At 61.6% G+C, this 22,763-nt stretch carries 21 protein-coding genes; 8 read left to right on the top strand and 13 right to left on the bottom strand.

Annotated features, from left to right (window positions below):
- Window positions 1–26 precede the first annotated feature (26 nt).
- The 3 genes from CJEIK_RS03005 (at window position 27) to CJEIK_RS02995 (ending at window position 2,350) form a co-directional block, all read left to right on the top strand.
- Window positions 27–626, top strand: coding sequence for a type II toxin-antitoxin system PemK/MazF family toxin (locus CJEIK_RS03005; RefSeq protein WP_005296437.1), 600 nt, complete (start codon window positions 27–29; stop codon window positions 624–626).
- Between the two features lie 215 nt (window positions 627–841).
- On the top strand, window positions 842–1,105 hold the full coding sequence (gene rpsT / locus CJEIK_RS03000) for a 30S ribosomal protein S20 (protein ID WP_005296442.1): 264 nt from the start codon (window positions 842–844) through the stop codon (window positions 1,103–1,105).
- 207 nt (window positions 1,106–1,312) lie between these two features.
- Entirely contained in the window at window positions 1,313–2,350 is a 1,038-nt protein-coding gene (locus tag CJEIK_RS02995; protein WP_005296444.1) for an ADP-ribosylglycohydrolase family protein, read from the top strand.
- Between the two features lie 40 nt (window positions 2,351–2,390).
- On the opposite strand, the gene holA is transcribed toward CJEIK_RS02995, so the two are convergent.
- From holA to nadD, 7 genes are all read right to left on the bottom strand, one after another.
- Window positions 2,391–3,374, bottom strand: a complete 984-nt coding sequence (gene holA, locus CJEIK_RS02990) for a DNA polymerase III subunit delta (RefSeq protein ID WP_005296447.1) — start codon at window positions 3,372–3,374, stop codon at window positions 2,391–2,393.
- 34 nt (window positions 3,375–3,408) lie between these two features.
- A complete protein-coding gene (locus CJEIK_RS02985; protein ID WP_005296449.1) occupies window positions 3,409–5,205 on the bottom strand; it encodes a ComEC/Rec2 family competence protein in 1,797 nt (598 codons plus the stop codon).
- A 130-nt stretch (window positions 5,206–5,335) separates the two neighbouring features.
- Entirely contained in the window at window positions 5,336–6,220 is an 885-nt protein-coding gene (locus CJEIK_RS02980) for a ComEA family DNA-binding protein (protein WP_034965265.1), read from the bottom strand.
- A 121-nt stretch (window positions 6,221–6,341) separates the two neighbouring features.
- Complete coding sequence (locus CJEIK_RS02975) at window positions 6,342–7,334, bottom strand: DegV family protein (protein WP_005296453.1); 993 nt, start codon at window positions 7,332–7,334, stop codon at window positions 6,342–6,344.
- A 3-nt stretch (window positions 7,335–7,337) separates the two neighbouring features.
- Window positions 7,338–8,147 (bottom strand): histidine phosphatase family protein, encoded by an 810-nt coding sequence (locus CJEIK_RS02970; protein ID WP_005296455.1) that lies wholly within the window; start codon window positions 8,145–8,147, stop codon window positions 7,338–7,340.
- Window positions 8,148–8,166: 19 nt separating this feature from the next.
- Window positions 8,167–8,640: a ribosome silencing factor gene (rsfS, locus tag CJEIK_RS02965; RefSeq protein ID WP_005296457.1), complete on the bottom strand. Its 474-nt coding sequence runs from the start codon at window positions 8,638–8,640 to the stop codon at window positions 8,167–8,169.
- Between the two features lie 56 nt (window positions 8,641–8,696).
- On the bottom strand, window positions 8,697–9,335 hold the full coding sequence (nadD, locus tag CJEIK_RS02960; RefSeq protein WP_077536129.1) for a nicotinate-nucleotide adenylyltransferase: 639 nt from the start codon (window positions 9,333–9,335) through the stop codon (window positions 8,697–8,699).
- Window positions 9,336–9,470: 135 nt separating this feature from the next.
- Between nadD and CJEIK_RS02955 the strand changes: the two genes are divergently transcribed.
- Window positions 9,471–10,313 (top strand): YwiC-like family protein, encoded by an 843-nt coding sequence (locus tag CJEIK_RS02955; protein WP_111712238.1) that lies wholly within the window; start codon window positions 9,471–9,473, stop codon window positions 10,311–10,313.
- Between the two features lie 58 nt (window positions 10,314–10,371).
- On the opposite strand, the gene CJEIK_RS02950 is transcribed toward CJEIK_RS02955, so the two are convergent.
- The gene (locus tag CJEIK_RS02950) at window positions 10,372–11,676 is read right to left on the bottom strand and encodes a glutamate-5-semialdehyde dehydrogenase (protein WP_005296463.1); all 1,305 of its coding nucleotides are present in this window, start codon (window positions 11,674–11,676) and stop codon (window positions 10,372–10,374) included.
- Window positions 11,677–11,850: 174 nt separating this feature from the next.
- Here CJEIK_RS02950 and CJEIK_RS02945 point away from each other — a divergent pair, with 174 nt between their 5' ends.
- Window positions 11,851–12,213: a DoxX family protein gene (locus CJEIK_RS02945; protein WP_005296465.1), complete on the top strand. Its 363-nt coding sequence runs from the start codon at window positions 11,851–11,853 to the stop codon at window positions 12,211–12,213.
- A gap of 80 nt (window positions 12,214–12,293) precedes the next feature.
- Here the strand turns inward: CJEIK_RS02945 and proB are convergent, their stop codons facing one another.
- Both proB and obgE read right to left on the bottom strand, forming a co-directional pair.
- Window positions 12,294–13,553, bottom strand: coding sequence for a glutamate 5-kinase (gene proB / locus CJEIK_RS02940; protein WP_370510488.1), 1,260 nt, complete (start codon window positions 13,551–13,553; stop codon window positions 12,294–12,296).
- A gap of 138 nt (window positions 13,554–13,691) precedes the next feature.
- Complete coding sequence (gene obgE / locus CJEIK_RS02935) at window positions 13,692–15,203, bottom strand: GTPase ObgE (RefSeq protein WP_005296468.1); 1,512 nt, start codon at window positions 15,201–15,203, stop codon at window positions 13,692–13,694.
- Window positions 15,204–15,421: 218 nt separating this feature from the next.
- On the opposite strand from obgE, the gene CJEIK_RS02930 reads away from it, so the two are divergent.
- The 3 genes from CJEIK_RS02930 to CJEIK_RS02920 are packed head-to-tail and all read left to right on the top strand — an operon-like array spanning window position 15,422 to window position 18,535.
- Window positions 15,422–16,606 (top strand): ABC transporter substrate-binding protein, encoded by a 1,185-nt coding sequence (locus CJEIK_RS02930; RefSeq protein ID WP_005296471.1) that lies wholly within the window; start codon window positions 15,422–15,424, stop codon window positions 16,604–16,606.
- 18 nt (window positions 16,607–16,624) lie between these two features.
- Complete coding sequence (locus CJEIK_RS02925; RefSeq protein ID WP_005296474.1) at window positions 16,625–17,752, top strand: FecCD family ABC transporter permease; 1,128 nt, start codon at window positions 16,625–16,627, stop codon at window positions 17,750–17,752.
- 3 nt (window positions 17,753–17,755) lie between these two features.
- Window positions 17,756–18,535, top strand: coding sequence for an ABC transporter ATP-binding protein (locus CJEIK_RS02920; protein WP_005296476.1), 780 nt, complete (start codon window positions 17,756–17,758; stop codon window positions 18,533–18,535).
- A 184-nt stretch (window positions 18,536–18,719) separates the two neighbouring features.
- Here CJEIK_RS02920 and rpmA read toward each other — a convergent pair whose 3' ends face one another.
- From rpmA to CJEIK_RS02905, 3 genes are all read right to left on the bottom strand, one after another.
- Complete coding sequence (gene rpmA / locus CJEIK_RS02915; RefSeq protein WP_005296479.1) at window positions 18,720–18,986, bottom strand: 50S ribosomal protein L27; 267 nt, start codon at window positions 18,984–18,986, stop codon at window positions 18,720–18,722.
- A gap of 45 nt (window positions 18,987–19,031) precedes the next feature.
- A complete protein-coding gene (gene rplU / locus CJEIK_RS02910) occupies window positions 19,032–19,334 on the bottom strand; it encodes a 50S ribosomal protein L21 (RefSeq protein WP_005296481.1) in 303 nt (100 codons plus the stop codon).
- Between the two features lie 276 nt (window positions 19,335–19,610).
- Window positions 19,611–22,652, bottom strand: coding sequence for an Rne/Rng family ribonuclease (locus tag CJEIK_RS02905; protein ID WP_034965269.1), 3,042 nt, complete (start codon window positions 22,650–22,652; stop codon window positions 19,611–19,613).
- Window positions 22,653–22,763: the final 111 nt, after the last annotated feature.

The raw sequence follows: 22,763 nt of genomic DNA, 5'->3' as shown, positions 1-22,763 counted from the left end.
CACATGGTTCGGGTAACCTGTCACCTATGGCTGGTTCCGAAGGAAGTGTTGTGGATGTGACGCCCCCACGGGGAAAATCCCGCAATCCCATTGGGGCCATCAAGAGGTTTTTCCAGCGGTTTTATATCCGCCATTTCACGCGCAAGCAGGCTCTGAAGCGTGGCATCACGGAATTAAATGCACACCTGGGAATGGGGGCGGAGTATGCCGGCTTGGCGGGTAGCCGAGACGAAACAGTCAAGACCCCTAGCCGTGACCTAGCCCGCCCCGTCACCTACATCCCGGACATGGACGGGCAGGCCGATGCAGGAGAAGTTGTGTGGGCTGACATCTGTCCGAAGAAGGGTATACCTCCTGAACGGCGCGCAGTGCTGGTAGTCGGGCGCAAGAGCCACCGTCTTCTAACCCTGCTGATTTCCTCCCGCGAGGAGTTCGCGGATCAGCCTACTTGGGTCCCTATCGGCACCGGGCCGTGGAGTTCCGGGGCGGACCGGGATAGCTGGGTACGTATAGATAAGGTGCTGCAGGTGCCGGAAACCCACATCCAACGCCGCGGCATTCCGCTACCTTCCCGCCGTTTCGATCGAGTCGCCAACGTGCTGCGCCAGGAATACGGCTGGGGTTAGAGGCTTTTTGCCTTTTATTTGTCCCTGCTGCTAACATTTCTCGAGTTCACGGTGCTGTCAGCAAGCTGTCAAAGACTTCGTTGAGATGCACTGCACGGCCATGCCGCACCCCTCAGGACCTTGGGTGGGGTGTTAGAGACCGCGCGGCCGCGGTGGGAGTTCGCTCCCCTGGACAGATTTTTCCGAAAACTTTTTGAAAGAAGAGGCACGCCACCATGGCAAACATCAAGCAGCAGAAGAAGCGCGTTCTCACCAACGAGATCGCTCGCAAGCGCAACCAGGCTATCCGTTCCCGCCTGCGCACCGAGACCCGCAAGTTCAACGCCGCCGTTGAGGCTGGCGACAAGGAGGCCGCTGAGGCTCAGCTGCGCGTCGCTTCCCGCTTCTACGACAAGGCCGTAACCAAGGGCACCATCCACCGCAACAACGCGGCAAACAAGAAGTCCGGCATGGCCGCACGCTTCAACAAGATGGCCTAAGGTTTTCCAAAGGTTTCTAACCGGTACTTGCCTGAATCGAGGCCCGCACCTTCCACAGAGGTTGAGACGTTGCGTCACAAAGCAACAACAACAACCTCCCTGGGTGCGGGTCTTCGTTATGCCTTAAGCTTAAGGGCTAGATTAAGGGCTAGGTACAGCCCACAGCCGATCGCTGCAAAAGACGTTTCAAAGGAGTTCGACTAAGGGATGAAGGAACGCTTCCGCTCAGCCCTGCTCGGCACCGCCCTCGGCGATGCATGGGGTTACCCATACCTGAACCCGCCACAACCCGAGCGCACCCCACTGCCCGACTCGCTGGTGATCAGCGACGCTACCCAAATGACCCTGGCTCTTTGCGCCGCGATGGCGGAGATCGACGCTGGAGATCTGGACCGCGAAGAAGGCATGCAGGCCATCGGCCAGCACTTCATCAATTACCACGACGACCCGGATTACGACCGGCTCCCTGGGGCCTCGAACACCGAGTCGTTGGATCGACTGTGCCAGCTCGGACCGGAGCACTGGGACAATGTGGCGACGCACTCCGGCGGATCTGGTGCCGTAATGCGCGTGGCCGCCAGCGCGTTGCTCGCACCAGCCGATGAGGGCGTGGGCTGGTCCGTCCTGCAGGGCATCCTGACCCACGACTCAGGCGTGGCTCGCGCCGCGTGCGCGGTGGTGGCCTGCATGTTGTCCGCCAAGAAGGGGACCCGCCTGCTCGATGTTGCCGAAGGACTGGCCGGCGACGAGAACTTCGATAACGATAGCCTGCTGACCAACCAGGAAAAACTGGACATCCTCACTGACCTGAACGAGGCTCTGATTACGGATCTGACCGGCCCCGACGTGCCACTGAGCGAGCTGGTCTCCCGCGTCAGCGCCGTACATGAGTACCTAACTCCATTCCTGCAGCGCGGCGACTTCGAAGAGCTGTACCGCAACAGCAGCAAGTTTGTCCAGATCCTGGGCCGCGGATGGGATGCCGGATCCTGCACCGCCTCCGCCCTACTGTTGGCGCAGCTATACCTGGATAACCAGGATCAGTACGCCCCCCACGACTTCCTGCACGTGGCCGTGAACTGGCCGGGCAACCGCAACACCCGCGCATCTCTAACCGGAGCACTAATCGGCTCCCACCTAGAAGACGGCGTAGACGCATGGGAGGAAACCCGCGAGTACGACTTCGAGTCGCGCTACGACGATGCAGTGCACTGCGGCGTGTGGAAAGGCTTTAGCGCCCGCTAGCGCTGCATTATCTGAGCGCTGGCTGTCCGCCAGCACTGCACTATCTACGCGCTGGCTGCCCGCCAGCGATGTGCGCAATTTTCCGCACCGCGTCCTCTACTGCGAAGTCAGGGTCAGCACTGTGTCCCTTCACACCCGCATCAAGCTCTGCGGTGATCTGCACCGCCTGCGCAATCATGGGCGTGGTCCAACGCCGGGCGGTGCGGATCGTTTTGTCCAGCTTCCACGGTGCCATTCCGAACTTCGCCGCATCTCGGCGGGAGTTGATGTTGCCCGCGCCCGCCACCTTCGCAATGTCCGCGATCCCGGAGCTCAGTGCGCTGGCCAACAGCACCGGCGCCACGCCGAGCTGTAGCGCCCGGCGCGCTAATGCTACTGCGGCGCGGACGTTACCCGCGATGGCGTAGTCAGCGACCTCGAAACCGCTGACCTCCGCCTTGCCCTGGTAGTAACGCTTCACCGCCGCGGCGTCCACGTGGCCGTCCGTGTCGGCGATGAGTTGGCTGATGGCACTAGCCAGCTGGCGCAGATCGCTTCCCACCACGTCCAGCAGCAGCTCGCACACTTCACGGGTTACCCGCGCGCCCTGGCTGCGAAACTCCTGGTCGATGAAGGCCAACTGCTCGCGGCCTTTAAGTGCACCGGCTTGGAATACCACCGCGCCGAGTTTCGGCCAGCTATCCACCAGCTTCTTATTGCGCCCTTTGCCGGTGTGCACGATGATCAGCACTACCCCGTCGGCCGGGTCCTTGATCGCCTGTTCTAGCAGCCCGACGATCTCCTTGCCTGTATCTTCCACGCCTGTGACGACCACGATCCGGTCTTCGGCGAACAGGCTGGGGCTTAGCAGCTCAGCCAATTCGGGGGCACTGAGTTCCGAGGCTTTGCGCATCTCTACCGGCAAGTTCGGGTCCCCACTGGCGGCCCGCGCCTGGTTGACGATGCCCTGCCTACGCCGTTCAGCCAGGAAGTCATCGCCGCCGACGATCAGGTTGATGGGTGCGGGATGCTCGGGGCGGTTCATGGGTTCGATCTTGCCAGATCTGCGCGCGCGACTTCTAACGGAACTCCACCTTGTCCTTGCACGGGTAGTACACGGGCACCCCGTTGGGCATAAAGCTGGGCCTGTCGTGCGGTTTCCCACACTGCGTCACGACCACAGCCACCTGTTGCGCTCCCCCTCTCTCCGCCACGGCTGCGTCGATCGTTTGTAGCTGTCGCATCGCTTGGTCATCATCGCGGACCTGGAACACTTCCCTGCCGCGTAGGTCCACTGGCCCTGTTTTGATTGCCGTGGGTGCGTCTGGTCTTTCTAGTTTTATGACGCCCCCTCGTCCCCACACACCCAGCATCAGCACCCCGCACATAAGCGTGGCCCAGCCCCACCGGAGTGTTCGCCAGTAACGGGCATAGCGCACGCTCAACAGCAAAACTGCCAACAGTGCGCTGGCGATCCCCGCCCATGCCCATCCTCCTGGGGTGGCGAGCATCGGCGCTCCGGACCCCATGCGGGCCACCTGCAACACCCATGCAGCACAAGGCACAGCAGGCGCGATAATGATCTTGGCCAACAACATCGTCACCGGTGGATAAATCGCCGCCAGCAGAGCAGCCATAAGCCCCAGCACAGTGATCACTGGAACCACTACCGTCACCGCAAGGTTGCAGACCACCGCTACCAGGGAGACTTTCCCCGTCATATGGACGATGATCGGAATGGTCACCAAGTCCGCTGCGATTGCCACCAGAACCATTCGCACCACCATCGCCTGCAGTTGAGTCGGCCGTTCGTGGGCCGGAAGCCAGGGAAACAGCGGCATCCTGGCCAGCACGGCTTTCGACCACCAAGGCAAAACCACAACGATGCCCGCCGTCGCCACCACCGAAAGCACGAAGGCATAGCTAATGGCCATGCTTGGGGAAAGCACCATCAGCACGATGATGGCCGCGCTCAAGGAGGCGATGATATCCGTCCATCGAGCCGAGGCCACTGCCACCAGCCCAACGCAGCCCATAATTGCTGCGCGCAGCACACTGGGTTCTGGGCCGACCAGCAGCACAAAGGCCACCAGGGCACCAGCTGCTACCAGCAGCCGGCTGAGGCGCCCCGCCCGACAAGCCGTGGCCAGCACCAACGCGGCTCCGGTAACGACTGCGACATTAGAGCCCGAGACCGCACTAAGGTGGCTTAGCCCCGTGACGGCGAACTGGTTGCGTAGGGTGGAATCCTGCATACTGACGTCCCCCATCACCATGCCGGGTAGGATCTTCCCAGCTTCCCACGGCAGGTCCACGCACAGCGCGTCGAAGCCTCGGCGCAGCCAGGCGGTAACACCCCATATTCCCTCCGGATCGCTAATATTTTCCGGCGCGCGCGTGGCAGACAGAGTGACGGGCACCATCTCCGCCCCGCGAGCAGGGCGGATGGTGGCGGCAATGTCGAAGCTCATGCCGGGTTGTAAGCCCGTGAAGTCGCCTTCAGCACCGGCCAAGTCGGGACGCAGGAAGAGTGGCACCTCCCCTAGGCCGTCGACGTCCACGGGAACCAGCACCGTCCCCTCCGCGACTTGCTTCGGCAATCCCACCACCGTCACTCGCTGCTGCACACTGCCCGATTGGGTGGAGAGATTCTGCAGCAGCGGTTGGGCGTCAATAAGAAAGATCCGCCACCACGTGCCCAGGCCCACCGCGCTGGCGACAGCGCCGACGGTGGCGAGGGTGCGCGCGAGAAGGCGACGCCACGGGGCTCCGTAGCTGCGGCGGGCGCGCCACCACCACACGGAGCTGGCGAGCGTGATGAACCCTCCAATGGCAAGCGGCCAGAAGCTGCGGGTCAGGATTATCGCAGCAACCATAAGCCAACACCCAAGCGCGACGGGAACCAGCCGCAGATCGACGCCACGAGCTTTGGTGACAGCCTCCGGGCTGAACGGCTCCGGCGATTCTTGCGGTGCCGCGGACGTCCATAGCCCCGTCGCAAAGGAGCTAGATAGTGACGGCATCGCGCATCGCTTCGAACTTCGCTGGGCCGATGCCGCGGACGTCCAGGAGCTGCTCAACGCTGGTGAATGGACCGTTGGATTCTCTCCAATCGATGATGGCCTCAGCAGTGGCAGGACCGATGCCACTTATGGTTTCCAACTGCGTGGCGTCAGCGGTATTGAGGTTCACCTTGGCGTCTGCGCCGTTTGCGCCGTCCGCCCCACGCGCAGAACCACCGCCTGCCCCACCACCCTGGTTCGCCCCGCCCGCGCCCGCTCCTGCGGTCCCGCCCGGCGCGGATTGCGCACCCCCGGCGTACACCACGCGCGAGCCGCGATCATCGACAACGATCTGCATTCCATCACTGACCGGCTCTGCCAGATTGATGCCCAATACAACTGCCTTGGGAAGACCTCCGCCTGCGGCCTCTATGGCTTCGCCCACCCGGGTGGTGGCCTGCACCCGGAGCAGCCCCGGATGGTGCACCATCCCCTGCACGCTCACGACGACTTCCTGGCTTTCGGCTTGCTCGTCAGACTGACTACCATCCCCGGCTGTGGCCTGCCCCGTATCGCTTGCCGGAACGGCGCCGCCCATGCCCGTATCAGCGGCGCCGCCAGGTGCTCCAGGTCCGCTCGTGGTCGCCAGCATGTCGGCGCCGCCTGCCCCGTCGTCCGAATCCTGCCGTTGGCAGGCGAAAAATGCGACGCTGATGAGAACTGCCAAGACCACTGTGACGACAAGCCCCCTGGACGCAGTGCTGCTTATGACGGTATGCGTGTCTAGGTCAACGTTGGCGAGTTCATGCTCCGGCATGGGTTGGGCCAAAGCCTCAGCGCGGGCGCGAACTTTGTCAGCGGAACTCTGCCGCATACGTCGTGTGGACATGCGCCGATCAGATCATGCCCCACAGACAACCATCCGTCGAGCATCACGGCTAGGGCATCGAAACCCCAGGAAGCTGTGGAGAACCCCTCCCCTGTGGATAACCCACGAATAAACGCCCGTGTTACTCGCTATCGCTGGACGCCGTATCGCTGACTTCCTTGGTCGCCTCTCCGTTTGCTTCGGCTGCTTCTGCTTCATTGGCGCTGTCCGCCGTGCCTCGTAGCGTCGCAGCCACGCCCAATGCCCCCTGGCCCACGTGCAACTGCAAGACCTGCGGAATGCTTACGATACTTACCTCTACCTGCGGCAAAGACTTCCAGGTCTCCACCCGAACCTGCCGGCGCAGCGCGTGTGTGCGCGACTCCGACGGCTGGGGCGGAGCCTCCAGCCTATTTAGCTCCTCAATCATCTCACCAAGCCGCGCCGAAAGGTCCACAGCCTGGTCCTCGGCATCACTGTGGTGCACGGCAATCTGCACATCACGCGGGTTTCCCTTGCCCGCCACGGCCTCGTCGATCACCAGGCGGCGCACCAGATCAACCACGCGATCCATTGCCTTAGCCTGGGTGCGAGTTTTCGCCGCCAACGTCAGCTTGCCCTCAGCCACCTGCAGTATCGGTTTAATCGCCAGCGTGGAGGTCAGCAGCGCCTGTCCCACTGACAGGCGCCCGCCCTTGCGCAGCACGTCCAGCTGGTGGACGTACAGCCACAGCGAGGAGTTCTTCAGGGACTCCTCGGCCACCGCCACCACGGTGTCCAGGTCCGCCCCGTCGCGCGCGGCCTCGGCGGCGCTCAGCGCAGCAAAGCCCAGCACCATGCCGATGCTTTTGGTATCCAGAACCTTCACCTGGCCGTCGAACACGCCTGCTGCCACGCACGCATTGGCATATGTTGCGGAAAGCTGCTTGGAAAGGTGCAGCGCAACCACACCAGCATCTCCGCCGCGCTCCATCAGGCGGGCGTAGCTCGCGGTCAGCTCCAGACTGCTCAGGCTCGAAGTCGTCTGCTCTTCCCCTTCGCCCTCCACGTGCAGGTCCAGCACAGTGATGCCGGCCTTCTCTGCAAGATCCTTCGTCAGGCAGCAGGAAGAATCCGTGACGATCTGAACAGTCACTACCTACCTGCCTTCACTGGGGTTGTGCGGGTTGGGACGAGTGGCGTCAGTACCAAAAGAGCTAGGGGCAGCCCCCGGAAGGGCGCCCTCGTCCGGGCTCGCGTCGGTGGCCACGCCCAAGTTCCAGCCTTCCAGATGCCACTGTGGCAGCTTCCACCAGTCGGCGCGGCTCGAAGGAACCAGTGGCACTGTACTTCCGTCTATCGCCACCGGAGTGGTGCCCGCCGCCTCGCCAGTAAAACGAGGACGCGCCAACAGCTGCGACCAGCAGGCATTACCCAAACCGGTGAACACCGGATAGTAGCGCACCGGAAGGTCCAGCAGACGGGCAGTAAGCGCGCCAATCGTGCCACCGTGGGCAACAATCATCACATCCCCCTCGTCGAACACATCTGTCGCCATGATCTCCTCAATCACGGCAAAGGCGCGCTCGGCAACCTCCAGGCGTGTCTCTCCACCCGGAGGAGCCCACTGCGGATCGTGGCGCCAATATGCACGCTGGCCTGGGAAGTCGCGGTCAACCTCTTCGCGCGAAGCTCCCTGCCACTGCCCCAGGTCCGTCTCCCGCAGGCGGGAATCGGTCGTCACCTCACAGCCGAAAGGCTCGGCGAGGATCAACGCCGTATCGTAGGCGCGCTTAAGGTCACTGGCGACCACCCGCGCGATGCGCCTATCGCCCAGCATCTGCGCAGTGACCTTAGCCTGCTGCACACCCACCGGGGACAGGTCAGTATCCAGCTGTCCCTGCATACGCCCCGTGGCGTTGTATTCCGTCTGCCCGTGACGGACCAAAAAGACCCTGCGCTCGCCCATGGTGAAGACTAGTCAGCTTCTACAGCTCGTCTGCATCTGGGGCGGGTCCAGCCAGCGGTAGATCGTCGATGCTGGTGGCTTCCAGAACGTCCACCTCTGCATCGGCATCCCAGTTGCTTCCGCGGTCCACCTGCTCCACGCCTTCAACCTCGATCTGCGGGGCATCGCGCCACAGGCGATCCAGTGCGTAGAACTCTCGCTCCTCCTTGCGCTGAACGTGCACCACAACGTTGCCGTAGTCCAACAACACCCAGTGGCCCTCGCCGCGCCCCTCGCGACGGGTTGGCTTGGGGCCGTCCTGGCCCACCTCGTACTCGACTTCGTCGACAATGGAGTTCACCATGCGCTCGTTATCGCCGCTAACGATGACAAACACGTCCGTAATGGCCAAACGGTCCGAGACATCGAGAACCAGGATGTCCTCCCCCAGCTTCTCGGCCGCTGCGCGCGCCGCCACTCCGGCGAGCGCGATCGAATCTGCAGTAGCAGTCAAAAAATTTCAGCCCTTCATGATTGGTTTAAAACACATCCAGTTTAGCAACCCAGCAGCTATTCGCTGGAAACGTACATGCCGTGCTTGGCGATGTACTGCACCACGCCATCGGGCACCAGGTACCACACTGGCCGGCCGCTGGTGGCCCTCTCACGTACATCGGTGGAACTGATCGCCATCGCGGGAATCTCCACAAGCGACAAACGCCCAGCGGCAACTTCCTTCGATAGCGGGTCGTTGCTACCCTCGTCGTCCTTCGGCAACTCGTAACCGGGGCGGGTCACACCTACGAAGTGCGCCAGGTCGAAGATCTTCTCCCAATCCCGCCATGTCACGATCTTCTGCAGCGCGTCGGCGCCGGTGATAAAGAACAGCTCGGCTTCGGGGTATTGGGCGCGGATGTCTGCCAAAGTGTCCACGGTGTACGTATCCCCACCGCGGTCAATATCCACCCGAGAAACCAGGAAGCGAGGGTTTGAGGCCGTGGCGACGACCGTCATTAGATAACGATCCTCTGCCGCGGAGACCTGTTTGTGCTTCTTCTGCCATGGCTGGCCGGTGGGCACGTAGATCACCACATCCAGGTCAAACAGATCCGCAACCTCACTACCGGCTACCAGGTGCCCGTTGTGGATGGGGTCGAACGTGCCGCCCATGATGCCAACCCGGGTGGGCTGTGTGGTGGTGTTCTGCACTGTTGATTCTGCCTTTTCTTTCTCCGGGCCGTCTGCGGTCTTTATATTGACTGCCGGAAGATTCTAGTCTGGGGATGTGTGGGCGTTCGATCGCCCAAATTATAGGTGAAACAGCAGGGAGTGTCCGATCTAGCGATGAGTACAAACGCGTGGGTTCCAAACCAGCACGGCGCATGGGCGATGCTCATTCTGCCAATCACCACAGGTCTGATCACCGCCGCCGTTATCGCTCCGTCCTACGGCAATCCGGTGCAGTGGTTGGCATTGACTTTTATGCCTCTGGCCTGGGTATTCGGCTACTTCACCTTCTTCGCTTTCGGCCTGTGGTTCAAGACCCGCGCCCCTGCCCGCCGTCGCGCATACCTCTGGCCTACGTTGACCTACGGTGCGCTCACAGCCATTTTCACCGTGATTGTGTTGTATCTGCAGCCCCGATTGCTGTGGTGGTGCGTGCCGTTCGTACCGCTGATTGCGGTAGCTCTGATGGAGGTCTTCAGGAGGCGCCCCCGCAGCCTCATCTCCGGTATCTCCACCACGGTGGCAAGCGCCCTAATGTACATCGTCGCTGTTTCGGCCAGCGGTTTTTCGATTCTGCCGTGGTTCTTCAGCGAGGCGCCCGTCGCAATTTGGGTAACCACCCTCGTCATCGGCTTGTACTTCACGGGCACGATTTTCTATGTGAAGACGATCATCCGCGAGCGGGATAATGCCCCCTTCGAGCGGGTTTCGCTGCGCTATCACCGCATCGCTTTGTTGATCACGCTCATCACCTCGATCGCGGCCGTTATCGACGGTGGCTATACCGCCAGCGGCCCACTGATGATCCTGGTGATGGCAGCCGCTGCCCTGCGCGCCAAAATGATCCCACCGATCGCCAAGGCAAACCCACGCGAGTGGACGCCCAAGAAGGTCGGCATGTGGGAAATACCGATGTGTCTGGTACTGGCGCTGGGTGCGAGCCTTACGCTCGTGGTGTAGCTGTTCTTTCTTTATGACGCCCACTTTTCAACTGGCAAAGTGAGCGCCATCGCCACACTTAGGGGCGAACCTGGCCTTCGCCGTTGATAACCCACTTGGTGCTCGTCAGCTCCGGCAGCCCCATCGGGCCGCGGGCGTGCAGCTTCTGGGTGGAGATACCGATCTCCGCGCCGAAGCCGAACATCTCTCCATCTGTCCACGCGGTAGAGGTGTTGATGGAGACAGCAGCTGCGTCGACGTACTGCTCGAAGTAGCTGGTGGTCTTGTAGTCGCGGGCGGCAATACCCTCGGTGTGGCTGGTGCCATAACGGTTGATGTGGGCCACAGCCTCCTCCACGCCGTCGACGATGGCCACTGCAATGTCAAAGCTCAGGTACTCGTCGGTCCAGTCGGTTTCTTCCGCCTGGACGACGTCGTTGATCAGCGGATCCAGCTGCTTCTTCTCACCGTGCAGGGTCACACCGGCCTTCTGCAGTTCCTGCAGGACGTAGATTTTGTCCGGGTCCGGCAGGGCGGAATCCAGCAGTACAACCTCGGTGGCGTTGCAGACGGAGCAGCGGCGGGTCTTGCCGTTAATAACCAACTTGGTGGCTTCCTCGATGTCCGCAGAGGAGTCGATGTAGAAGTGGCAGTTGCCCGTACCGGTCTCGATGGTGGGCACGGTAGCACCCAGCACCACTGCGTTGATCAGCCCAGCGCCACCGCGCGGGATAACCAGGTCTACTAGGCCACGGGCGGTAATCAGGTCCTGCACCGAGTCGTGAGTATCGCACGGTAGCAACTGGACTAGCTCACGCGGCAGGTTGTGGCTTTCAGCAACATCCTGCAGGATCTGCACCAACTTCTCGTTCGTGTGGCGGGCGGACTTGGAGCCGCGTAGCAGCGGCACGTTGCCGGACTTGATGGCCAGGCCGAAAGCATCGACCGTGACGTTGGGGCGGGCCTCGTAGACCATGCCCATCACACCCAGCGGCACGCGCACCTGCTTCATGCGCAGGCCGTTGGGGCGGGTGTGTCCGCGTACGATTTCGCCCACCGGATCCGAGAGTCCAATAACCTGGCGCAGGCCGCCGGCAATACCGGAAATGCGCTCGGTATCCAGCGCAAGACGGTCGAGCAGGGAGTCGGCGAAGCCGCGCTCCTTGCCCGTTGCAATGTCCTTCTCGTTGGCAGCGATGATGTCAGCCGCGTTAGCCTCCAGCGCATCTGCCGCGTCTGCTAGCAGATCGTTCTTCTGCTGGGTGTTCAGCAGCAGCTGGGAACTGACTTCCTTGGCCTTTTTAGCCTTGGCTAGAACCTCGTCGCGTTCTGCCTGGCGTTCCGGGGAAAGGGCGTTCTCTTGAGCTTCGTTGGAGTTTGTCATACCAACCCATGCTAGCGAACTAGCCCCTAAGCTGCGCCATGTTGCATGGAAACCGGAATCAGCATTGGCTCTTTGAGAGTAGTGTGGCTTAAGGTTCGCTTCTCCGAAGACTAGGCGTACTTTCATGTATCGCTCTGTCCGCTCTGTCCTCGATTTTCGTAGAAAGGAATCCGAATGAGTTCCCTAGCAACAGGCGGCAGCTACCTTTTGGCAGCCGTTCTCGCCGGTGACGCATTGATTTCCGTCAAGCCGCCTAAGTTCATACGCCGTTGCCTGGAGGGCGTTAAGTTCCCCGAAGATTGGTGGTGGACGCTGATCGCGATCAAGTCTCTCGCAGCCACAGGACTGGTTTACGGTGCGGCTACCGGCAACGCTTCAATCGCGACAACCGTCTCAGTAGGTGTACTGGGCTATTTCCTTTCCGCAATCATCGCTCACATTAAGGCGAACTTCCTCGGATCAGAATTCTGGATCAACTGCCTGGGAATGACGGCTCTTAGCGCAGGCGTTCTTTCCTTTAATGCGAAGTCCATGTAGGGGCTTGCTTCGCCACACAACGGCACCGCCGCGCAGCTAACGCGGCTTCAGCCCCTCCGGGCCAAGGGATCACACCCCTACTAACCCTTTAGCTGCGCCCGGTTAGAGTAATGGGACATATAGTCGGCGTGCACCACCGGCCTGCGGGCAAACTCCGGCAGGTCGGAAGTCGACTGGCCAATCAGGTCGTGCAGCATGGCGGAATCGTATGCCACCTCGCCACGGCCGACGATGTTGCCGTCTGGCCCGACCAGGTCCACCACGTCGCGCTGGGAGAAATCGCCCTCGACCTTGGTGATCCCCACCGACAGCAGGGACTTGTGATTCTCCGTCACTGCGTGCACCGCGCCGGCATCCAGGTGCAGCTGGCCATGCGAATCCGCAGCGTAGAGCACCCAGAACTTCCAAGCGCTCAGGCGGTCCTGATCCGGCCAGAAGCAGGTTCCGACCTCCGCGGTATCCAGGGCCGCGCCGATGTTCTCCGTGGAAGTCAGTAGCACCGGCACACCCGCGCGGGAGGCCAGGCGGGCAGCCGATACCTTCGCCGCCATACCACCGGTGCCCAGGCGACCGCCGTCGCCGGCAGCCACGCCCTTCAGGTCCTTGGAACTCTTCACCTCGGCGATGAACTGGGCGCCCGGCTCGGCCGGGTTGCGGTCGTACAGGCCGTCCACGTCGGATAGCAGCACGCAAGCATCCGCGAAGGCCAGGTGGCTCACCAAAGCGGCCAGGCGGTCGTTATCGCCGAAGCGCATCTCAGAGGTAGCGACCGTATCGTTCTCGTTGACAATCGGCACGGCCTTCAGCTGGCGCAAGCGGTCAATGGTGCGCTGGGCATTACGTGCGCGGTCGCGTTCTGCGGCGTCCGAAGCAGTAAGAAGAACCTGGCCGATAGTACGACCATAACGGGCGAAGCTACGCGCCCACTCCTGGGCCAACAGCACCTGGCCGACAGACGCGGCGGCCTGCTTGGTAGCCAGGTCGGTGGGGCGCTGGGCGAGCTCCAGTGGGCCCATGCCACAGGCCACAGCACCAGAGGAGACGACGATGAGGTCGGTGTCGCGCGCCATGCGCGCTTCCAGCGCGTCGGCGATCATGTCAATCTGGTTCGGGTCCACACGACCATCGTCGTCGGTCAGGGAGGAAGAGCCGATCTTCACCACCAGGCGGCGGGCGTGGGCGATGTCAGCACGAACATCGGAATCATGCCCCATCGCTGGATCGTCTTCGTCTGCTTCCGGCTCCGGAAACTCGATGGAAGTCGCAGGCACTACTGGCCCTGGCTCATGCACGGGCCTTTGCCCGTAGGTAGGCACGGGCGAGGCTAATTCTGGAGTCATCTCCCCCGGTCCTGCGTAGCTAAACGCGGACTGGGCTGAACTGAACTCGTTTTCGTCTGCAATGTCGGAATCGGAGGATGACATACTCTCCAGTATGCCAGCCCACTCCCCGGCCTTGTGCCGTTTGGTACAACCTGGCTACCCCTGCCAACGTTCGCGCTCTGCGACCTCGCCATCGCCGAAATCGTTCTCGTCGATCAGGCCACGGCGGGCTTGCGAGGCACGCTTGCGCTCCTCCGGGGTGGCGCGGGTGTTCTGCTCGAGGCGGACGTCGGTGCCGCGTCCGCTGCGCATCACGTCCACACCGGCGGCGGTCTGTGGGTCCCATTCGAAGGTGATCTCTCCGATTGTTACCTCGCTGCCTGCATCCGCGCCGGCCTTGTAAAGCGCTTCCTCCACACCGGCCTTGGCCAGTCGGTCGGCCAGGTAGCCCACTGCCTCGTCATTTTCGAAGTCGGTCTGCCGGATCCAGCGTTCGATCTTCTCGCCACGGACAATGAAGGCATCCTCGGCGGACGGATCCGCTTCCACTTCGAACTCGGCGAACCGTCCGCCGGAGCGCTTGCGCAGCCCCTTCGGCGTAATGACCTGCGCGGGCTTCTCCTCCACGGGGTTCGCCTTGCGGTGGGCCTTCACAATATCCATTAGCGCGTACTTCAGCTCGTCCAAGCCCTTATGCGCAACCGTGGAAATGCGGAAGATCGGCCAGCCGAATTCCTTGAGTTCTTCCTCCTGCAGATCGGCCATGTCTGCAGCGTCTGGCACGTCCATCTTGTTCAGGATGATCACCCGCGGACGTTCGCGCAGGTCGCCCAGCCCGGAGTCGCTGGCCAGCTCCTCTTGATAGTTGGCCAGCTCCTTTTCCAGGGCCTTGATGTCCGCAACAGGATCGCGGTCTGCTTCCAGCGAGGCGGCGTCGACGACATGGGCCAGAACGGCAGTGCGTTCGATGTGGCGCAGGAAATCCAGTCCCAGGCCTTTGCCTTCGCTCGCACCGGGGATCAGGCCCGGCACGTCAGCTACGGTAAACACCTCGTGGCCAACGTTGACCACGCCCAGGTTCGGCACCAGGGTCGTAAACGGGTAGTCCGCGATCTTCGGCTTCGCGGCCGACAGCACGGAAATCAGCGAGCTCTTACCCGCCGATGGGAAGCCAACCAGGCCAACGTCTGCCATGGACTTAAGTTCGAGGATGACGTCTTTTGCCTCGCCAGGTTCGCCCAGCAGCGCGAAACCCGGGGCTTTCCTGCTTTTGGACGCCAACGCCGCGTTCCCCAACCCGCCATGTCCGCCCGCGGCGACGATCATCCGCGTACCCTTGCCTGTCAGGTCGGCAATTGCCTCGCCCTTGGAGTTAAGCACAACGGTGCCTTCCGGCACTTGGAGTACGAGGTCTTCCCCGCGCGCACCGTGTCGGTGATCGCCAGCGCCGTTGTTGCCGCGCTGAGCCTTGATGTGAGGGTGAAAGTGGAAGTCCAACAGGGTGTGCACCTGTGAGGAGACTTCCAAGATGATGTCTCCGCCGTGGCCGCCGTTACCTCCATCGGGGCCGCCGAGAGGGACGAACTTTTCGCGGTGAACAGAAGCGCAGCCGTGGCCGCCGTCACCGGCCTGCAAATGCAGCACTACGCGATCAACGAATTGTGGCATAGCTTTCCCTTGCTTTCTTTTCGCCCCAATTAATACTTCGAGCTCCGAGTCTATCTGTGTTTGGGGTAGCGGCCTAAAAGGTGGAGAATCCGAACCCTGTGTTTCCTCCATAGGCATACGTGAACTATAGTTAGCCTACCCTTGCCACTGGCAAGGCTAAGCTAAGTATGAGAGTGGGCTCGGCCCAGCCTCTCACACCCCTCACGTAAGGATTAACAATGCGTTTTTCTCCGCTTCGCAAAGTCTGCGTCGGCGTCGTAGCAGCAACCACTGCCCTCGGCCTCGCAGCCTGCGGCGCATCCAACCCCGGCGACGAAGGCTCTTCCGGCGCTAGTAAGTCCGGCTCCGCCATCACCGTCACCGATGTGACCGGCCGGCAGGTCACCTTCGACTCTCGCCCAGAGAAGATCCTCCTCGCAGAGGGTCGCGGACTATTCGCCACCTCCATCTTGAACAAGGAAAACCCAACGGAGCACATCGTGGCCATCGGCTCCGACATGCACTCCGCCGCTCCCACCTTCGAAGAGAAACTCTCCAAGGCAGACAAAAAGTACAGCGACCTCCCGACCGTTGGAAACATTTCTAAGGGCGATGTGACCGTTGAGAACCTACTTGCCCACAAACCGGACGTCACCGTACTTTCCCTAGATCACAAGAAGGCCGCCGAAGAATCCGGCCTACTGGACAAGATGGATCAGGCTGGCCTGAAATACGTCTTCAGTGACTTCCGCCAAAAGCCATTGGAGAACACCACCAAGACGATGAGCCTCTACGGTCAACTGCTAGGCAAGGAAGATAAAGCCAAGGAGTTCAACGACTTCTACTCCGGCAAGGTTAAGGACGTCACTGACCGTGCAAACAAGGCAAAAGACAAGCCGAAGACCCTGGTCTGGCGCGCGGCGGGTATGAAGGACTGCTGTGGCACTGTGAAGAACTCCAACCTCGGCGATCTGGTCAACGCTGCGGGCGGAAAGAACATCGGCGACGACCTGCTGGACACGGAATCCGGGGATCTCACCGCAGAGAAGGTCCTTGCCGAACAGCCAGAGCAGATCATTGCCACCGGTGGCGCATGGGCCAAGGATCCCGAAAAGCCCGAGGTGCTGCCGCACGTGGAGCTCGGCTACACCGCCAAGCCCGACGTATCTGAGAAGACTCTCAAGGGACTGCTGGCCACGCCTGGTTTTAGTTCGTTGAAGGCTCCCAAGGAGGGCAAGCTACACGCGGTCTACCACCAGTTCTACGATTCCCCGTTTAACGTTTTCGCCCTTGAGCAGTTTGCAGAATGGTTGCACCCTGAACTGTTCCAGGACCTCGACGCAGAGAAGGACTTCGCAGACTTCCACAAGAGGTGGCTGCCGTTCGAGTACTCCGGAACCTTCTTCACCTCCACCAAGAGCTAACCCCAAGAAGTAACCCCCATGTCCCACCTTGTAATTTCAGACAAGTCATCAACGGACGAAGGCGAGATATCCAACGCTCACGATGTTGCGCTTCCGGCCGGAGCCAGCGCGGTCGTCCAACAGTATCGTCGCCAGGCCAGGCGGAAAATCCTCGCCATTTTCGCGCTATCCATCGCTGCTTTCGCAGCCTTCGCCGTCGCCACGATCGTCGGCCCCATCGACCTGAGCTTGATGGAACTATGGAAGGCACTCATCGACCCCAACGGTGTCGATGAGACCACCCACACCGTCCTATGGAACCTACGCCTGCCTGCGTCAGTGATGGCCGTTCTCATCGGCGCCTCGCTCTCGCTATCCGGGGCGCACATGCAAACCATCCTGGATAACCCGCTAGCGGAACCGTTCACCCTTGGCATCTCCGCAGCAGCGGCGTTCGGCGGAGCCGCATCCATTGTGTTGGGCTGGACGGTGCTGGCTAACCCGCAGTTCAACCTCGCAGCCGTGGCTTGGGTGGCCTCGCTAGTGGCGGTATTTATCGTGGCGGGCGCTTCATTGTGGCGCGGTGCCAGCGCAGAATCGATGATTCTGCTCGGAATTGCGCTGGTGTTCTTGTTCCAGGCAATGCTTTCCCTGATGCAATACCGCGCGACAACCGAGGCACTGCAGCAGATCGTATTCTGGACGATGGGTTCGCTCCAGCGCGCGAACTGGACGTCTAACGCCATCATCTTCGGTGCGTTGGCAGTCGCGATTCCTTTCACCATCCTGAATTCGTGGAAGCTCACTGCCCTACGACTAGGCGATGATCGCGCGGCGGCGCTGGGAATCAACGTCCAGCGCTTGCGCGTCACCACACTCATAGTCTCCTCCCTACTGGCAGCCAGCGCGGTAGCGTTCGCGGGCGTGATCGGCTTCATCGGCCTGGTCGGCCCCCACGTCGCCCGTATGCTCGTCGGCGAGGATCAGCGCTACTTCGCCCCTGCATCCATGGCGGCCGGAGCTCTGTTGCTGGCCGCTGCACACGCGGTATCGATCACTGCGGTTCCTGGCGTGGCGGTGCCGATCGGCATCATCACATCCTTGGTGGGAGTTCCTTTCTTCCTCATTCTGGTGTTCGTCCGCCGACGCACGGTCTGGGGGTCCTAGCCCATGCTGACTATCGAAGATATCCACGTCCGCTACGGCAAGAATCCGGTTCTGCAGGGAGTATCCGCTTCCGGCTTCCAGCCGGGGTCCATCACCGGCCTATTGGGGCCCAATGCCGCGGGAAAGTCCACCCTGGTGAAGACGATTGCTGGGATACAGCGGGCGTCATCAGGCACCTGCCGAGTCACCAGCAACGGCGAGGAACTATCCGGCACTAACCGGCGCGACGCGATTGGTTATGTTCCGCAAGACCTGCTGTCCAGTGCTTCCCTGACGGCCTTCGAATCGATCCTCGTGGCGACGAAACGATCGACACGCCGGGCAGCCACCGCAACCGCACAGGAACAAGCGGCCGCAGTGCTAGAGCGGCTGGGGATTACGCACCTGGCTTCGCGTTATGTTCACGAACTGTCGGGTGGCCAGCGGCAGCTGGTCGCCGTGGGACAAATGCTGGTGCGCGAGCCCGAGGTGCTACTTCTGGACGAGCCGACGTCTGCCCTGGATCTGCGGCACCAGGTGGAGCTGCTGCAGCTCATCCGCCGAGAGGTATCCCAAAAGGATTCGATCGCGCTGATTGCGATTCACGACCTGAACCTAGCGGCACGATACTGTGATCAGCTTATTGTGCTCCACCGGGGGCGCCTAATGGCGCAGGGGCAACCTTCCGAGGTGCTGACCCCGGGCCTGTTGGAAGAGGTCTACGGACTGCGGGCGAAGGTGCTTGACGATGATGGCACGCCAGTAATCTGCCCTGTCGAGGACTCAACGCCGAGTCTTAAGTAGCATTGACTACTCCAAGACAAGCCCCGGTTCCGCCGGGGCTATTTTCATGGCTAATATGAAGGATTTCATTACAGTATGGAAACGCAAAAATCCAGTGCACGCACTTAGTGCGTCCACTGGATTTTCAAGCTCTATGCGGGCTCAACCGAAGCTATGCCAAGAGCTAGCGAAGGCTAGCGAGAGCTTAGGCCTCGACTGCCTCGTTCTCGACGATGTTCACCACGCGGCGACGACGCTTGGTAGCGAACTGTACGGCGCCGGCCTTCAGGGCGAACAGAGTGTCGTCGCCACCACGGCCGACGTTCTCACCCGGGTGGAAAGAGGTGCCACGCTGGCGGATCAGAATCTCGCCGGCCTTGACCTGCTGGCCGCCGAAGCGCTTCACACCGAGACGCTTGGACTCGGAGTCACGGCCGTTGTTGGAGCTAGATGCACCCTTCTTGTGTGCCATTAGTCTCTCCCTCCTTAAGGAAGAAAATCGAAGTGTCTCGGTAGTTTACTTGATACCGGTGACCTTCAGAACCGTGAGGCTCTGACGGTGGCCGAAGCGGCGCTTGTAACCGGTCTTGTTGCGGTAGTGCATGCCGCGGATCTTCGGTCCACGAACATGCTCAACGATCTCAGCGTTGACGTTGACAGATGCCAGCTTGTCACCGGTGGTGACGTTTGCGCCATCGACGACGAGAACCGGGGTGAGAGCCACGGACGAACCCGGCTCACCCTCGATCTTCTCGACCTTGACGAGGTCACCTTCGGCAACCTTGTACTGCTTTCCGCCGGTCTTGACGATCGCGTACATGTAGGGCTACCCCTTTATTTCTCTAATCGGCTCAGGCAGCCCCCTGCGGGAAGGAAGCATCCTGACTGTTACTTTTGCTTAGCTGCGTTCGTTCCCCAAAAGCGCCCGGGGCACTTCTGTGCACACTGTGCGAGCACAACTTGCTAGGAGCTAGTGCACTCGCGCAGTCCCCGGCGACGCGCGCGTTAAGGCTGGTCACCGGCGGAACGAACAGCGACTGGTTAAGACTACCCGGTCAGGGGGCTAAAAACCAAATCCCTTTGCTTTCGCTCGGAACTAGTTCGTCTTGCGCACCACTCGCCGGCGACGGCCACGCGAACGGGGCTTTTCACCGCCCTTTTCGGCGTTATTGTTTGTGACGCCGAAGTCCTCCGGTCGCGGGGCAAAATCAGACTTAGAGTTGCCTCGTGTCTGTCGCTTCCGGCGTGGGGATTCCTCGAACTTGCGCTTCGCTTCCTCGTAACTGGATTGGTTGGCGGCGGAAGAGTGGGCGTCCCGACCCGAAGAAGAACGAGCGCTGCGCGCGTTCGTGTGCGCCGAACGCACTACGCGGCGGCGACGGCGCACCCTGTTAGCCGCGACCTTATTCTGCTCCGGCCGCTCTGCGTTGTCGGCTGCCGAGGGCTCGTCCGGATCCTCCTGGGCGGACCGCTTGCGGGCGCTGGCGACGATGCCTTCGATGTCGCTGGCACGGTTGCGCGCCTTAGCGTTACCTCCCCGCTTCTGTGACTGCTCCTGCTTTGGTTCCGGCTGCTCCTCCTGCCGCTCGGATCCCTGGGCAGCGAGCGGGGTACCGCGACGAACCACACGGCGCACGCGACGGCGAGTGCCCTGCGGAGACTGTGGCCGCTGAGTCTGCTCGGTCTGCTCGGTCTGCGGGGTCCGCTCGACCTGCTTATCCTCGCGCTGGCTACGCTCCGGAGCCTTACCCTGGCCTCGCTCCTTGAGCTGCCCCTTGGACTGGTTCTTGCCCTGGTTTTTAGCCTGCTGGCGCTCCTTGCGGTGCCCGTGGTCGCGTCGCGGCTCCGGGTCCTTCTGCTCCACCGGGTCCGGATGCATGATGAACCCGCGTCCATCGCAAGCCTCACATGGGGTGGAGAAAGTCTCCAGCAGGCCAGTACCCAATCGCTTGCGGGTCAACTGCACCAGCCCCAGCGAGGTCACTTCACCCAACTTGTGGCGCGTGCGGTCGCGGCCTAGGAACTCCGACAGGCGGCGCAGCACCAGGTCCTGGTTCTGCTGCAGCAGCATGTCGATGAAGTCCACGACGATCATGCCACCGATGTCACGCAGACGCAGCTGGCGGACGATCTCTTCGGCCGCCTCCAGGTTGTTCTCCGTGACCGTAGCCTCGAGGTTGCCACCGCTGCCCACAAAGGAACCGGTATTCACGTCGATGACCGTCATGGCCTCAGTGTGGTCGATGATCAGGTAACCACCCGACGGCAGCCACACCTTGCGAGCCATAGCCTTTTCCAGCTGCTGGTCCAGGTCCAACGGTGCGAAGGCATCCTGGCCGTCGTGCTTGCCGCGGTTCCACTTGTGTACGCGGTCCATCAGCTCCGGGGAGGTGCGCCCCAGGTAATCGCGCACGGCCTGCCAGGACTTATCGCCGTCGATGATGAGCTCGGAGAAGTCCGCGTTGAAAACATCACGCACGACCTGGATCAGCATGTTCGGCTCTTCGTAGAGCGTCACCGGCTTGGACCCCTTGGAGTTGCGCTCCTTGTTCTCGAGCTTCTGGATCTCCTGCCAACGCTTCTCCAGGCGCTGCACGTCCTCAGTGATCTGCTCTTCCGTTGCATTCTCTGCAGCGGTGCGGATAATTGCGCCGCCATCGCCGGTGATTACCTCACCCAGGATGTCCTTCAGACGCTTGCGCTCGCCTGCAGGGAGCTTGCGGGAAATGCCGGCGGTCGTGCCCGCCGGAAAGTACACCAGGTAGCGGCCCGCGAAGCTAATGCGGTTGGTCAGGCGCGCACCCTTGTGTCCAATCGGATCCTTCAGCACCTGCACCAGGATCTGATCACCCGGGCGCAGCGCCTGGTCGATCTTGCGGCTCTTGGAGTGCAGGTGGGGCGAACGCCAATCCATCTCGCCTGCGTACAGCACCGCGTTGCGGCCCGTGCCGATGTCCACGAAGGCTGCCTCCATGCTGCCCAGCACGTTTTGCACGCGGCCGAGGTACACGTTGCCAATCAGAGACTGGTGCGTCGCATCCGCCACGAAGTGCTCGACCAGCTGGCCGTCTTCCACCACGCCGACCTGAGTCATCATGCCCTTGCGATCGGTGCGCTCCGAGTCGCGGACGATCATCGTGCGTTCCACGGACTCGCGGCGGGCCAGGAACTCGGCGCGGGTGATGGCCTTGTAGTTCTTGTCGCGGTTCTTTGCCCGCCAGCGGCGCTGCGATTCGAGGCGGGTGGAGCCCTTCATCTTCACCGGCTCGTCCACCAGATCTTCGGTGGCGCGCTCGGCCGGGTGCAGATCCTCGGGCGCGACGTTCTTCGCGGGGGTCTCGTCGGCTTTCTCTTCTGACGCCCGCTCCTCCGCCCGGCGCGCACTTCCTACGCGGCGTACGACTCGGCGGACTCGACGGCGCCGCACCGGCTTCTGCTCGGAATCTTCTTCCTGCGCCTTCTCCTCCTGCGCCTTTTCTTCCTGAGGCTTCGCTACCTGGGCTGCTGCCCGCTCCGACTTCTTCTCCGGCTTCTGCTCTGGTTCCTCGGCCTGCTGCGACTTCTTGGCAGACTTCTTTACAGCGCGCTTCGCCGTCTTCTTCACAGAGCGCTTGGCGGTTCGCTTGGCCGACTTCTTCTCCGGCTTTTCAGTAGTCTCCTCAGCAACCGCTTCAGGAGCCACCTCAGTAGCGTCCTCTACCGCCTGCTCCACCTGCTCTTTCTGCTCGGCAGGCTCGACAGACTTGGAGGGCTTGGCATGCTCAGCAGGCTCAGAGGACTTCTTCGTCCGCTTCTTCGCAGTCTGCTTTGCAGACTTCTTAGTAGCCTTCTTCGCCGCCTTCTTAGCTGACTTCTTCGGCTTCTCGGCCGCAGGAGCCTCTACCTCCGCAGGCTTTTCGTCTGCCTGAGATGGCTCGGAGCTGGCACTGAGGGCGTCCAAAACAGAAAAGACCTGCGCCTGAGTCAGCGACGAGGCCGTCTTCTTCCCCTCAATGCCATGGTCCGCCAGAACGCCCAGGAAGTCCGTCGCGCGGATCCCCAACTGCTTGGCAACGGTGTGGACGCGAACCTTCTCCCCCACACTGTCTCGATCAATTTTCGCAGCCTGAGCTGCAATTTCCGGGCTGATAGTCGCCACGAAATCTCCTTTTAAAGTCTTCAAAGTTTTCCTGATCGCCATGCCGCATCGTCGTTGTGGGCACCCGATCTGTACCCCATTGTCTCACATCGTCTCGAATCCATCCGACAA

The organism is Corynebacterium jeikeium (genome assembly GCF_028609885.1).
GTDB classification, from domain to species: Bacteria; Actinomycetota; Actinomycetes; order Mycobacteriales; family Mycobacteriaceae; genus Corynebacterium; species Corynebacterium jeikeium.
Note: the sequence above shows the minus strand (reverse complement) of the source record. Positions and strands in the feature narration are given on the sequence as shown.